Genomic DNA, 13,039 nt, shown 5'->3' with positions numbered 1-13,039 from the left:
GAAGGACGGCGCCTTTACTACGGCGCCGCGCGCCGCCTGTCCCGCCCGGCGGGGCTGGAGGGTGAGGATAACCGCGATCCCCTCGGCCGGTCACCCGTCCGCCTGGAACGCCGCCAGGGGGGCGGTGATGCCGCAGGTGACGCCGGTGCTCGGATAAGCGAGCGCGATGGTGCCGCCGACTTGGCCAGCCAGACCCCGCTCGATGAAGCGCGTGCCGAAGCCCTTGCGGGCCGGGGTCGCCACCATGGGGCCGCCGATCTCCTGCCAGGAGAAGGTGAGGGATGGGGCACCGTCCGCTCCGCCCACGGACCAGCGGATCGCGACGTGCCCGGTCTCGCGGGACAGCGCGCCGTACTTGGCCGCGTTGGTGGCGAGCTCATGCAGCATCAGGGCGAGCGACAGGGCGGGTTTCGCCCCGATCTCGAGGTCGGGACCCTCGAGGCGGAAGCGTCCAGGGCGATCCTCGTGCAGCTTCAGGGCGCCGCGGACCACGGGACCGATGAGGGTCGAACCCAAGGCCCCGCCCATGAGGAGGTCGTGGGCCTGTCCGAGGGCGATGAGGCGTCCGGCCAGGACCTCCTTGGCGGTGTCCACGTCGGCGGCCGAACGCATGGTCTGGGTCGCGATGGATTGCACCATCGCGAGCAGGTTCTTCATCCGGTGGCTGAGTTCGCGATTGAGGAGCTCCTGCTCCTCTTCCGCGCGCAGGCGCGCCAGGGCGACGCGGGTCCGGTCGACGACGTTGCGGGCGAAGTCGACCAGGTCCGGGCTCCAGGCGCGCACACGGTCGTCCTGCAGGCAGAACACCGCGACCATGCGCCCGCGCTCCATCAGCGGGATGTTGATCATGCTGCGGACGCCGAGATCGATGAACACGTCCGTGTGACCCGCCGTACGCGGGTCCGTCGTCACATCGGTGATGACGACGTCCCGGCCGACCTGCAGGTCGGGCAGATAGGTGCCGTAATCGGCAAAGCGATACCGTCCCTCCCGCCCGGCGACACCCGGCCGGCTCCAGTCGCGGCCGATATCGAGGTATTCCTGGGACGAATCGATGGCCCCGTAGGCGGCCCGGGCGAGGCCGAGGGTCCGCCCGGCGATCTCGGCCGCCGTGAACGCGATGGCGATGGGATCCTGAAGGTCGCGCAGGCGGTCGCCGAGTTCGACGAGGGCGGATTGGCGCTCCTCGGCGCGCTTGCGCTCGGTGATGTCGATGGAGGCGCCGGGGAGCCGCAGCGGGGAGCCGTCCTCGTGGCGCACGAGGCGCCCGCGCGCCAGAAGCCAACGGTGCGAACCATCGGCCTGGAGGATGCGGTACTCGCACGCGAAGTCGTCGCCGTTCGCACCCTCTCTGTCCGCCTCCGCGCCCGCGAGCATCCGGTCCAGTTCCGCCCGGAACACCGGCAGGTCGTCGGGATGGAAGTTGCGGACGTAATCCTCAAGGGGGGCACCCCGGGCGGCCCGCTCCGGATCCACGGCGTAGATGCGGGCGAAATTGGCGTCGGCGTAGACCGTGTCGGTGCCGAGATCCCAGTCCCAGGTGCCGATCATGCCGGCGGCGTTGAGGGCCGATGCCAGACGCTCCTCGCTCCGGCGCAGGCGCGCGCCATCGGCCTTGCGCTCGGTGATGTCGATGACGGTGAGGACGGCACCGCCGACCGCCCCGTCCTCGATGATGGGGGCGTTGGAGGTGACCACGTCGATGGGCGTGCCGTCCCGGCGGAAGAACACCGTCTCGCGGTGGCGCAGGGCCACGCCCGCCTCCAGGGCCCGCACCACCGCGCAATCCTCGCGGGGGAACGGGCGGCCGTCGGCGTGGTGGTGGTGGGCGGTCTCGTGCAGGTTGCGCCCGATCAGGCTGCCCTCCGGCCAGCCGAGCATCGCTGCGGCGGCGGGGTTGGCGAAGGTGATGGTGTCGTCGGCCGAGAGCCGGAACACCGCCTCGCTGAGGTGGTCGGTGACGGTCTGGAGCAGGGCCGTCTGCTGGCGCAGAGCCTCGTCGGCCCGGCGCTGGGCGGTGCGGTCGCGCAGGATCTTGACGTAGCCCTCGTGGGTGCCGTCCTCGCCCTTGAGCGGCATCATCTCGCCCATGGCCCAGAAGCGCGAGCCGTCCCTGCGCAGGTGCCAGCGCTCGTCGTTGGCCCGACCCATCTCGCGAGCCGTGCGCATCTCGCGGGCCGGCGTGTCGCTGGCCCGGTCCTCGGGCACGAAGATGCAGTCGGCGGGCTCGCCCAGCATCTCGGCCTCGCTCCAGCCGAGGATGCGCGCCGCCCCGACGTTCCAGCTCGTGACACGCCCATCGAGGCCCGTGGCGAGGATGCCGTAATCCACGGCGCTCTCGAGAATGGCCGCGTTGCGCCGCTCCCGCGCGCGCCGCTCCTTGAGGGCGCGGCGCAGCTCGAGCTGGGTCATGACCTGGCGGGCCAGGGTGGTCAGGACGAAGGCCTGTTCCGCGTTGAGGGTGCGCGGCTGCGTATCGAGGACGCACAGGCTGCCGATGGCGACGCCCTCGGCGGTGACGAGGGGCATGCCCGCGTAGAACCGTACGAAGGGGGCGCCGGTGACGAGGGGGTTCTCCGCCGTGCGCGGGTCGCGGGTGGTGTCGGGAACCACGAAAAGGTCGCGTTGGCGCACCGTATGGGCACAGATGGACGCGGCCAGCGGTGGCTCGGGCCCGTCGAAGCCGATGGCGGCCTTGAACCATTGCCGGTCGGCCTCCAGGAGGACGATGAGGGAGACCGGCATGCCGAGGGCCAGGGAGGCCACCTTGACGAGGTTGTCGAAGGCGGCTTCCTGGGGGGTGTCGAGGATGTCGTAGTGGGCGAGGGCGTTGCGACGGGTTTGGGCCTCGTGCGAGACCGCGTCGTCGGACGAACTCATCGCGTCCTCGTTCGCGGGCTGTGGGCCGACCCCGTCGGGGGCATGGCCCACGGACCGGTCCCGCGCGGGACGCTCGGCGCGCGCGAACAAGCTTGCATCGGTCACCCCTCGCCGCCTGTCGATGGCGGCTTCCTGACACCCGTTCTTACGCGGGAACGCGGTGCGGGCGCTACCATACGGGGGACGGCCCTCGATACAATCCGGCGGACTCGTGTCTCAGCCCGGGGGCGCCATGCCCTCCGCCTCGGCCCGAGCGCGATGGAACACCGCGAGATGTCCAGGGCCGGGCGCTTCACCGCGGACGCGGGCGAAGGCGAGGCGGAACAGGTCCTCCGGATCGCGCTCGGCCAAGCGCACGAGGTTCGGACCCGCTGTGGCCTGGGTGTTCGACCCCTCCGGCAGGGGGGCCACCCGCACATCGACCACCCGGACGGGGAAGCCGTCGGCGATCCGGTCGATCTCGGCGCGGTAGCCGGGACCGAGTCCCTCGCGGGCGAGACGCACCTGCACGAAGGGCCGTTCGTCCTGCGCCTGGGTGGCGCAGAGGCCGAGGTCGCGCACGAGGGCGGTCAGGTGGTCGCCGAGCTCGCCGAGCTTCATGTCCCCGGAGGCCGGCAGGCGCAGGAAGGGCAGGGGGCGGGGAATCGGGATGAGTTCGATCCGCGCCGGCCCACCGTCGAGGGTCACGAGCGTGACGGCGTGGGCATAGGGCTGCTCGGCGGCCGAGAGGGGAATCAACGAGCCGGAATAGCGTACGCTCTCGCGCCCGATGCGCTGCGCCTTGTGCAGGTGCCCGAGGGCGACGTAGTGCGCTTCCTCCGGAAACACGTCGGCCGGCACGGCGTGCTCCCCGCCGACGAGGATGCGCCGCTCGGCCCCTTCCGATTCGAGGCCGCCAGCGACATGCAGGTGGCCGGTGATCACGAGGGGCAGGCCGGAGAGATGGGGTCGGGCCGCCGCGAACAGGTGCTCGTAGAGGGTCCGCACGGCGCCGACGATGGGCGAGCCGCCGCCCTCCGTCATCCGCTGGAGCGGAGGCAGGCAGGCCGCCGTGGGATAGGACACCGCGAGCACCTGCGCGGCGATCTCGCCGCCGCGCCGCAGGGGCACGAGGTGATGGCCGAGATCGACGACGCCGTCGCGGCGGCGCACGTTGCCGACCACGTGGACGCCGATCGCTTCCAGGAGCGCGCGCGGTGCTTCCAGGCGTCCGGCGGCGTCGTGGTTGCCCGCCGTGATGACGATGGTCATGTCCGGACGCGCCCGGTTCAGGCGCATCAGCACCTCGTAGAACAGACGCTGGGATTCGCCCGAAGGGTTCTGGCTGTCGAACACGTCGCCGGCCACCACCAGGGCATCGACCTCGCGCTCGACGACGATCCGTTCGAGATGGGCGAAGGCGCGAGCATGCTCGCGCCCGCGGCCATAGCCGCGCAGGGTCTGCCCGATATGCCAGTCGCCCGTATGCAGGACGCGGATCACGCACGAACTCCGAGGCGGGTCGGGCCCGCACGCTCGAGGGAGCGGGCTTCCGCCCGTGTGGTCGAAGGGAGCCTTGTAGCGCCGCGTGCGCACGGATTCGAGGGGCGGCGCGGGGACCGTCCCCACCTCACCGCCGGTTCACGCAAGGCCTACGGAGAGCTTACCGACACGTGGTGACGGTTTTCACCGTCCAGCCCTCGCCCGGCCGCCACAGCTTGCGCCGGACCTGCGCACAGGCGAGGGGCTCCGGCTCGGCCGAAGTCCAGGCCGTGCTCGGCCCGTCCGGGCGGGCGGGGGCCGCGGGTGGATCGCGCCGAAGCGACCCCGCCGCCCCAGCGCCCGGAAACGCACCGAGGGCGAAGACGAGAGTGGGGAGCAGGAGACGCGCAAAGGCCGGCACGGGACGCGATCCATCGTGGGAGGAGGCCGCGCTGCGCGACGGTCCGGAGGGAGCATCGCGAAGTTGTGTCGGCCTTGCCCGGTCTATGTCGCAACGGCCAAGGTTCTGGCAATCACCCACCGGGGTGATTTGCAGGGATATGGTGAAAATCGCCACCCGATCGGTAATCATGTGTGGGATGGGCACTGACCGAGCGGACAACGCGGGGCTGATAAGTCATCGGCGCGGCGTGACGTGGGCCGCAGGTCTTGCTAGGCCCACGCTCAAGCCTTGCCATCGCGCAAGCCTCAACTCCGCATCCCCCAAGTTTCCAAGACGGCCCGAGCGATCCGATGTCCCGCACACGCCCCCCGACCCGCCGCATCCTCCTCGCGGGCGCCGCGACGAGCCTCCTCCTGTCGGCCCCGGCCGGCGCCCTCGCGCAGGGGCGCGGGCGGTTCCTCGACGATGGCATCGACGGGGACATCCCCTTCGACGACGAGCGCCTCTACCGCGACGAGGAGGGTCGTCTCTATCGCCGCCGGGGCGGGCGCTACGAGCCCTATTCTGAGCGTGCGGCCGATCCGCGCGCGCCGCGCCGCGAGGCCGTCGATCCCTCCTACGAGGAGTCCGACCTGGGCCGCCGCCCGGCTCCGGGCCAGCCGGCGCAGCCGACCCAGGCCGCCCGCCCGGTGGATAACGGGCCCATCGACTATGCCCGCGCCTATGCGGCGATCACCGACGAGCCGTTCCCGGTCAACGCCTTCAACTGGCGGAAAGCCAACCCGGTCTTCCTGCGTCAGGACATCGCCTATACGGGCCGGGAGCCCGCCGGCACCATCGTGGTCGATCCGCGCGCCCATCACCTCACCCTGGTCCAGGCCAACGGCCGCGCGCGGCGCTACGGAGTCGGCGTCGGCAAGCAGGGCTTCTCCTGGGCGGGCGTCTCGACGGTGAATTCGAAGCAGATGTGGCCGGACTGGTATCCCCCGAAGGAAATGATCGCCCGCACTCCCAAGCTCGCCCGGCAGGTGAGCCAGCTTCAGAGCGGGCTCGGCGTCCCCGGCGGCTCGCGCAATCCCCTCGGTGCCCGGGCGCACTACCTGTGGCAGGACAACAAGGACACGCTCTACCGCATCCACGGTACCCTCGAGCCCGATTCCATCGGCCGCAGCGTGTCGTCGGGCTGCATCCGCATGATCAACCAGGATGTGATCGACCTCTACGGCCGCGTCGAGATCGGCAGCCGTGTGGTGGTGTTGACCTGAGGGGCCGCTCCGGCGGGCTCAGTGCGCGTTGAGAAAGTCCAGCACCGTCGCGTTGAACCGTGACGGTGCTTCCATGTGGACGAGGTGCCCGACCCCGGGGAAAACGTCGGCGCGGCCGTCGGGCATCCGCGCCGCGAGTGCCTGAGCGTGAGCGGCATTGTCGCCCATGCCGGCGCGCAGGGCCTCCGGCGCGAAGGCGCGGCCCGGCGCGTTGCGGTCCCGCTCCCCCATCACGAACAGGGTCGGCGCCCGCACCAGGGGGATCTCGTGGACCACGGGCTGGCCCCAGATCATCTGGTAGGAATTTACGAACGACCGAAGCCAGCGCGGGTACTCGCCCGAGCCCTTCACCCGCTCGCGCAGGGACACGAACGGTTCGATGGCCGATTCCGGCAGGGACAGGCTGTAGCTCGTCATCAGCTGCCGGCGATACACGTCCGCCGTGACGTCGCCCTCGATGCGCAGAAGGCGTTCGGTCGACACCGGCGGCACGGCGAAGCGGTAATCCTCCAGGCCGATGGGCGCTTCCAGCACGAGGCTGTTGACGCGCCCGGGCACGTTGCGGGCGAGACGCACGGCGAGCATCCCGCCCATGGAATGGGCCACCACATCGACCCGGGGCAGACCGAGGGAATCGAGGAGCGCCGTCGTGTCGGTCGCCAAGGTGTCGAAGCTGAACGGGCCGACGGGCTTCGACGACTTGCCGAACCCGAGCTGGTCCGGCGCCACCACGCGGTAGCCCGCCCCCGTCAGCGCCGCGATCACGCCCTGCCAGTAGCTCGACGGGAAGTTGCGCCCGTGCAGCAGCAGGGCCGTGCGGCCGTTGGGTGTACCGGTCGCCGGCACGTCCATGAAGGCGAGGCGCTGCGCCTCGCCGTCGCGGATGAGGGGAAGGTAGAAGACCGGGTAGGGATAGGCGAAGCCTTCAAGGGCGATCCCCAGGGGCTCATTGGCCGAGGGCTCGTCGGCGGCTCGCGCCGGCGGAGACATACCCCCCAAGCCGATGGCCAGGCCGTTTAAAGCGCAGGCGACGAGGAAGGGGGACGCACGCATTCGGCTGACCTTTGATGAGACCGGTACGGATGTCATCCGTCACGGGATCGATGCGACGTGACATAGGGCACTTGTCACCGCCTGGGGAACCGTCACGGGTGCGCGCATGACCGACCCGGCCTCGAATCCCGTCCCCGGGGCGCTTCCCCCGGATTCGACACAGGATGGCCTGCCCGTGCGCGAGCGCATGCTGGCGCTCCTCGCCATCGGCCTCGCCATGACCATGGCGGTGCTCGACGGCGCCATCGTCAACGTCGCCCTGCCGGTCATGGCCCGGGATCTCCACGTCGATCCGTCGGCGGCGATCTTCGTGGTCAATGCCTTCCAGATCGCGGTGACGGCCGCGCTCCTCCCGCTCGCGGCGCTCGGCGACATCCTCGGCTACCGCCGGGTCTACCTGTCGGGGCTGGTGCTGTTCACCCTCGCGTCCGCGGCATGCGCCTTTGCTCCCTCGCTCCCGCTGCTGGTGGCGGCACGGATCGCGCAGGGGCTCGGCGCGGCCGGGATCATGAGCGTCAATATCGCGCTCGTTCGCTTCATCTATCCGCACAAGCTCATCGGGCGCGGTGTCGGCAACGTCGCCCTCGTGGTGGCGATGGCCTCGGCCGCCGGGCCGACGGTGGGCGCCGCGATCCTGTCCGTGGCGAGCTGGCCCTGGCTGTTCCTCGTCAACGTGCCGGTGGGACTCGTCGCCTTGGCGGTGGGCGCCCGCACCCTGCCGGTAACGCCGCGCAGCGGAGCGCGCTTCGATTCCCGCAGCGCAGTCCTCAATGCGCTGACCTTCGGGCTCCTCATCATCGGCGTCGATGGCCTCGGCGATGCCGCCGGCCGCTGGATCGCCCTTGCCGAGATCGGCGCTGCCCTGGTGATCGGAATCGTGTTCGTCCGTCATCAGTTGCGCTTGCCGACGCCGCTCCTGCCCGTCGACCTCCTGCGCATTCCCGCCTTCGCCCTGTCGATGGCGACCTCGATCAGCGCCTTCGGGGCGCAGATGATGGCCTACGTCGCCCTGCCGTTCTATTTTCAGGACGTCATGCGTCTCTCCGAGACCACGACGGGCTTCCTGATGACGCCGTGGCCCATCGCCGTTGCGATCATGGCCCCGCTCTCGGGGCGCCTGTCCGATCGCTACGCTCCCGGCCTGCTCGGCGGCCTCGGTCTGGCGATCCTGTCCACGGGGCTCGTCGCCGTCGCCCTGCTGCCGGCGAGCCCGAGCGCCCTCGACATCGGCTGGCGCCTCACCCTGTGCGGCCTCGGCTTCGGCCTGTTCCAGTCCCCCAACAACCGCATCATCATTACCAGCGCCCCGCGCGGACGTAGCGGTGGCGCCAGCGGCATGCAATCGACGGCCCGCCTCACAGGCCAATCCCTTGGCGCGGCGGGCGTCGCAGTGGTCTTCAGTGTCTTTCACGGCGGGGCGTCCGGCGCCGTCACCACGGCCCTGTGGTGCGCGGCCGGACTCGCCGCCCTCGGTTCCCTCGCCAGCGTCCTGCGGCGACAGCCCGGCGGGTGAGGCGGCATGGTGAAAAAAGTGTTTCATGTGAAACACCGCGCGGCCTCGATCTCCGCATGACCGCCACGCGCCGACGGAGAAAGCTGCACACAGCGCCCGTTCCGTGCGTTGACCCGTCACCTTCCCGATCGAGGACATCGCTCATGAATATGGATCTCACTGGAAAACGCGCCCTCGTCACCGGCTCCACCGGCGGCATCGGCTACGCCATCGCCAAGGCTCTGGCCGAACTCGGTGCCACCGTGGCGATCAACGGACGGGCACAGGACCGCGTCGGCGATGCCATCGTGCGCCTCAAGGCCGAGACGGGAGCCCACGCCTTCATCGCCGCTCCGGGTGATGTCGCAACCGTGGATGGAGCCGCCCGCCTCGTCGCCGGGCTGCCGGACGTGGACATCCTCGTCAACAACACCGGCATCTTCGAGCCGAAACCCTTCTTCGACATTCCGGACGAGGATTGGCAGCGCTTCTTCGAGACCAACGTGATGAGCGGGGTTCGCCTGTCGCGGGCCTACACGCCCGCCATGGTCACGCGCGGCTGGGGCCGGGTGGTGTTCATCGCCTCCGAATCCGCCCTGAACATCCCCGTGGAGATGGTCCATTACGGGATGACGAAGACGGCGCAGCTCGCGGTCTCGCGGGGTCTCGCCGAGACGGTGTCCGGCACCGGCGTCACCGTGAACAGCGTCCTGCCCGGCCCGACCCTGTCGGAGGGCGTGGCGGATTTCATGAAAGCGATGGCGCCGGCTTCGGGCGAGGCCGATCTCGACGCCCTGGGTCGCGCCTTCATCAAGGAACACCGCCCGACCTCGCTCATCGGCCGCCTCGCCACGGTGGACGAGGTCGCCAATATGGTGGCCTACGTCTGTAGCCCGGCCGCGAGCGCCACGAGCGGTGCCGCCCTGAGGGTCGACGGTGGCGTGCTGCGCACCATCGCGTGACGACCTTGCTCAGACCGGCCAGACCGCTTCGCGATACGCCCCGTCCCAGAACAGCCATTCGAGGCGGGTCGCCTGGGCGTAGGCGTGCTTCATGCGAGCGATGATCCTGGGAGACGCGTCGCCCGCCGCCTCGTCGGTGGCGGCGATCATCGCGGCCACCGCCTCACCGAATTCCTCGCCCGCATAGGTATCGATCCAGGCGCGGTACGGATTGTCGGCCCCGGCCCGGGAGAAGATGTCCCGGCCGACTTCGGCGTAGATCCAGAAGCACGGCAGCAGGGCACCGAGCACGACCTCGTAGGGTTCGGCATAGGCCGTGGCGAGAAGGTAGGAAACGTAGTGATCGCAGGGCGGCGACAGGGGCGTCGCCGCGAAGGTCTCCGGCCCGATGCCGTAATCGCGAAAGAACCCGCCATGCAGGGCGCGCTCGACCACGATGGCGGTCTCGGCGGCACGGGCGAACTGGACGATGCGGTCGGGATGCGGCGCCTTAGCGGCGGCGAGCGCCAGGGCGCGGCCGAAGCCGATGAGGTAGTGCGCGTCCTGGACGATGTAGTGGGTGAACCGCGCGCGGCTCAGCGTGCCGGCGGCCAGCTCGGCGTTGAACGGCATGGTGCGGATCGCCTCGTAGGCCGCCGTGTTGGCGGCCCAGGCCTGGGCGGAAAAGGTGCTCATGGGGCGGCGGCCTCGCGGGACAGGGTGACGCCGTGGCGGGCACGGCCCCTCGGCGCCAGGAGGCGCTGGGAATCACGCCGGGCGAGTTCGCCCGTGTAGCCGGCCCAGTCGGCGTGGCCGGTCCAGCATTCGAGGGAGAGGAAGGGCGCCGTCGGCTTGGTCCAGACCGCGAGATGCGGAAAGTCCGAGACTTCCATGCGGATGGCGCTGCCGTCGGGCGCGGAAAAACGCATCCATTCGCTGGCGGCATCGCGCAAGACCAGGGCCTCGATGAACAGTGCCGGGTCGAGGGCCAGGGTCGCCCCCTCCAGGGGAATCGCCCGCTCGGTCCGAAGCAGCAGGCCGCCCTCGCCGACCTCCGGCACCAGGGGGCGCTCGGGATTCTGGAAGTCGACCCGGTAGCCACCGTCCGCCGACCGCTCTCCCCCGGCGAAGGGCCACGGAAACGCGGGGTGGAAGCCCAGCGCGTAGGGCAGGGGCGTCGGGCCGGTGTTCTCGATCCAGATCTCGAAATCGAGAATGCCGGGGCCGACCCGGGCGGTGATGTCGAGGCGGAACGGGAAGGGGTAGTGCGGCAGCGTCGCGCGGCTCTCCTCCAGGCGCAGGGTCACGCTGTCCTCCGCGCGTTCCAGGACCGTGAAGGGCAGGTCGCGGGCAAAGCCGTGCTGGGCCATGGGGTAGGCTTGGCCCCCGACCGTGACGGCCCCGTTCACGGAGGCGCCGACCACGGGGAAGAGCCAGGGCGCGTGGCGGTTCCAGTGCGCCGGGTTGCCGCTCCAGAGGTATTCCTCGCCGCCGACGCGCCAGGAGACCGGCTCGGCGCCGTCCGTCGCGATGACGGCTGCGGTGCCGTCCCCGGCCGTAATGGTGATCCGTTCGCCCATGGCGACCCCCGTTTGCCCCGTCAACCGCCCTTGTGGCCCGCCCGCGCCCCCGATGCCAGCCGCCAGGCCTCGAAGGCGAGGATCGGCCAGAGGCCCACGGCGTGGTTGCGGGCGCCGGAACTGTGCTCTTCCACCATTGTCCGCACCCGCGCCCGATCGAGGAGCCCGCCGCCGAGGTCGGGGCCGAGGAGGAGGTCGCCGGCATAATCGCGCAGGGGCCCCCGCAGCCAGGCGGCGAGCGGTGGGGCGAAGCCCTGCTTGGGCCGCTCGAACAGGGCGCGGGGCACGTGCCGGGCGAGCACTGCGCGCAGGAGCCATTTGCGCTCGCCGCCGCGCACGAGGAGGTGGGGCGGCAGGCGCCAGGCGAACGCCACCACCGACCGGTCCAGGAGCGGCACCCGTGCTTCCAGCCCCGCCGCCATGCTGGCGCGGTCAACCTTGGCGAGCACGTCGTCGGGCAGGTAGGCGAGGGTGTCGAGGCGGCGCATCCGGTCGAGGAGGGGGCCGTCCCCGGGCCGGTCCATGGGGCTCGGCAGGCCCGGGACCCCGTTGGCCAGGGCGCGGGCGTCGGGGTTGAGGGTCAGCAGCCGGGCGTAGAGACCGAGGCCGTCGCCGGGCAGTTGCGCCGCGGCCTTGCGCAGGCGGTCGGGCGCGTCCGGGCCGCCCCACGGGTTCGGCAGGGCGCGGGCGGCGAGGGCCAGGGCGGCCTGCGGCATCCGCCCGGCGACCCCCGCCGCCGCCCGGCGCAGGCCGCGCGGAATCGGCTCGATCCGGTCGGCGAAGCGGGTCGCCAGGGCGTAGCGGTCGTAGCCGGCGAACAGCTCGTCGCCGCCATCGCCCGACAGGGCGACAGTGAGGCCCGCCCGCCGGGTCGCGGCGCACAGGAGGGCGGTGGGCAGGCCCGAGGGGTCGGCCAGGGGCTCGTCGTAGATCTCGGGCAGATGGGCGACGAGGGCGAGGGCCTCGGCTTCGCGCACCGGGATGGTGGTGTGGTCCGTGCCGAGATGCCGGGCGACCGCCGCCGCATGACCGCTCTCGTCGAAGCGCGGATCGTCGGTGAAGCCCGCCGCGAAGGTTCTGGGCGTGCCGCCCGCCCCGACCATGAGGGCGGCGACGAGGGAGGAGTCGATGCCGCCTGACAGGAAGGCGCCGAGCGGCACGTCGCTCGCCATCTGCCGGCGCACGGCCCCGGTGAGCAGGGCTTCCAGGGCGTCGATGGCCTGCGCGTCGGAGCCCGCGAACGGATCGGCCCGGCCGGCCTCGATGACCGCGTCGAGGCTCCAGTAGGGCGCGATGGCCGGCGCCTCGCCGGGGCGCCACGCGAGCAGATGCCCGGGCTCCAGCTTGTTCACTCCGGCGTAGATCGATCCCGGCGCCGGGACGTAGCCATGGCGCAGCAGGCTCGCGACGGCGGAGGGATCGATGGCGAACGCCGCCGCGCCGCAGGCCGTCAGGGCCGACAGGGTCGAGCCGAACAGCAGGCGTTCGGGGGATGCCGCGTAGAACAGCGGCTTCACGCCCATCCGGTCGCGGGCGAGCCAGAGCCGGCGCTCGAAGCGGTCGTAGGCCGCGAAGGCGAAGATACCCTCGATCTCGGAGAGGGCGCCGGCGACCCCGTGCCGGGCGATGAGTTCGACGAGGATCTCGGTGTCGGATTGTCCGGCGAAGGCATGACCGTCCGCCATCAGCGCGGCTCGCGCGTCGTGCGTTCCATAGAGTTCGCCGTTGTAGGTCAGCACCCAGCGCCCATCGCGCGCGGCCATGGGCTGGGCTCCGGCCGGGCTGAGATCGCGGATGGCAAGGCGGCGGTGGCCGAGGGCGACGCCGTCCGTGCCCCACACGCCGCGTCCGTCCGGTCCGCGATGGGCGAGCGCGTCGGCCATGCGGCCCGCTTCCGTCGCGAGGCGATCGGGCGAGAGGCGTGGATCGGCGATCCCGGCAATGCCGCACATGGGTTTTTGCCG

9 protein-coding genes are annotated in these 13,039 nt (G+C 71.3%); 3 read left to right on the top strand and 6 right to left on the bottom strand.

Annotated features, from left to right (window positions below; all coding sequences use genetic code 11):
• Nucleotides 1-90: 90 nt before the first annotated feature.
• Nucleotides 91-2,880: a PAS domain S-box protein gene (locus tag MKK49_RS02975; protein ID WP_244026573.1), complete on the bottom strand. Its 2,790-nt coding sequence runs from the start codon at nucleotides 2,878-2,880 to the stop codon at nucleotides 91-93.
• A gap of 216 nt (nucleotides 2,881-3,096) precedes the next feature.
• A complete protein-coding gene (locus tag MKK49_RS02970; protein ID WP_244026572.1) occupies nucleotides 3,097-4,362 on the bottom strand; it encodes an exonuclease SbcCD subunit D in 1,266 nt (421 codons plus the stop codon).
• Nucleotides 4,363-5,094: 732 nt separating this feature from the next.
• Between MKK49_RS02970 and MKK49_RS02965 the strand changes: the two genes are divergently transcribed.
• Complete coding sequence (locus tag MKK49_RS02965; protein WP_244026571.1) at nucleotides 5,095-6,009, top strand: L,D-transpeptidase; 915 nt, start codon at nucleotides 5,095-5,097, stop codon at nucleotides 6,007-6,009.
• Between the two features lie 18 nt (nucleotides 6,010-6,027).
• On the opposite strand, the gene MKK49_RS02960 is transcribed toward MKK49_RS02965, so the two are convergent.
• Nucleotides 6,028-7,062, bottom strand: a complete 1,035-nt coding sequence (locus MKK49_RS02960) for an alpha/beta fold hydrolase (RefSeq protein WP_409565010.1) — start codon at nucleotides 7,060-7,062, stop codon at nucleotides 6,028-6,030.
• A gap of 106 nt (nucleotides 7,063-7,168) precedes the next feature.
• Between MKK49_RS02960 and MKK49_RS02955 the strand changes: the two genes are divergently transcribed.
• Together MKK49_RS02955 and MKK49_RS02950 are read left to right on the top strand one after the other, a co-directional pair.
• Nucleotides 7,169-8,575 carry an MFS transporter gene (locus tag MKK49_RS02955; protein WP_244026570.1) on the top strand — a complete coding sequence of 469 codons (1,407 nt, stop codon included), beginning with the start codon at nucleotides 7,169-7,171 and terminating at the stop codon, nucleotides 8,573-8,575.
• A 143-nt stretch (nucleotides 8,576-8,718) separates the two neighbouring features.
• Complete coding sequence (locus MKK49_RS02950; protein ID WP_244026569.1) at nucleotides 8,719-9,516, top strand: SDR family NAD(P)-dependent oxidoreductase; 798 nt, start codon at nucleotides 8,719-8,721, stop codon at nucleotides 9,514-9,516.
• A gap of 9 nt (nucleotides 9,517-9,525) precedes the next feature.
• On the opposite strand, the gene MKK49_RS02945 is transcribed toward MKK49_RS02950, so the two are convergent.
• Genes MKK49_RS02945 through asnB form a run of 3 tightly spaced genes read right to left on the bottom strand, consistent with a single transcriptional unit; the run spans nucleotide 9,526 to nucleotide 13,027 of the window.
• Nucleotides 9,526-10,191, bottom strand: a complete 666-nt coding sequence (locus tag MKK49_RS02945) for a TenA family protein (protein ID WP_244026568.1) — start codon at nucleotides 10,189-10,191, stop codon at nucleotides 9,526-9,528.
• Nucleotides 10,188-11,075: an aldose 1-epimerase family protein gene (locus tag MKK49_RS02940; RefSeq protein WP_244026567.1), complete on the bottom strand. Its 888-nt coding sequence runs from the start codon at nucleotides 11,073-11,075 to the stop codon at nucleotides 10,188-10,190. The genes MKK49_RS02945 and MKK49_RS02940 overlap by 4 nt, the downstream gene beginning before the upstream one ends.
• 20 nt (nucleotides 11,076-11,095) lie before the next feature.
• Complete coding sequence (gene asnB / locus MKK49_RS02935) at nucleotides 11,096-13,027, bottom strand: asparagine synthase (glutamine-hydrolyzing) (RefSeq protein ID WP_244026566.1); 1,932 nt, start codon at nucleotides 13,025-13,027, stop codon at nucleotides 11,096-11,098.
• Nucleotides 13,028-13,039: the final 12 nt, after the last annotated feature.

This window comes from Methylobacterium sp. J-090 (assembly GCF_022829345.1).
Taxonomy (GTDB): Bacteria; Pseudomonadota; Alphaproteobacteria; order Rhizobiales; family Beijerinckiaceae; genus Methylobacterium.
Note: the sequence above shows the minus strand (reverse complement) of the source record. Positions and strands in the feature narration are given on the sequence as shown.

Excerpts from the sequence above, each read along its gene's own strand:
- MKK49_RS02950 (WP_244026569.1), top strand. The coding sequence starts at position 8,719 with ATGAATATGGATCTCACTGGAAAACGCGCCCTCGTCACCGGCTCCACC.
- MKK49_RS02940 (WP_244026567.1), bottom strand. The coding sequence starts at position 11,075 with ATGGGCGAACGGATCACCATTACGGCCGGGGACGGCACCGCAGCCGTC.
- MKK49_RS02955 (WP_244026570.1), top strand. The coding sequence starts at position 7,169 with ATGACCGACCCGGCCTCGAATCCCGTCCCCGGGGCGCTTCCCCCGGAT.
- asnB (WP_244026566.1), bottom strand. The coding sequence starts at position 13,027 with ATGTGCGGCATTGCCGGGATCGCCGATCCACGCCTCTCGCCCGATCGC.
- MKK49_RS02960 (WP_409565010.1), bottom strand. The coding sequence starts at position 7,062 with ATGCGTGCGTCCCCCTTCCTCGTCGCCTGCGCTTTAAACGGCCTGGCC.
- MKK49_RS02975 (WP_244026573.1), bottom strand. The coding sequence starts at position 2,880 with ATGAGTTCGTCCGACGACGCGGTCTCGCACGAGGCCCAAACCCGTCGC.
- MKK49_RS02965 (WP_244026571.1), top strand. The coding sequence starts at position 5,095 with ATGTCCCGCACACGCCCCCCGACCCGCCGCATCCTCCTCGCGGGCGCC.
- MKK49_RS02945 (WP_244026568.1), bottom strand. The coding sequence starts at position 10,191 with ATGAGCACCTTTTCCGCCCAGGCCTGGGCCGCCAACACGGCGGCCTAC.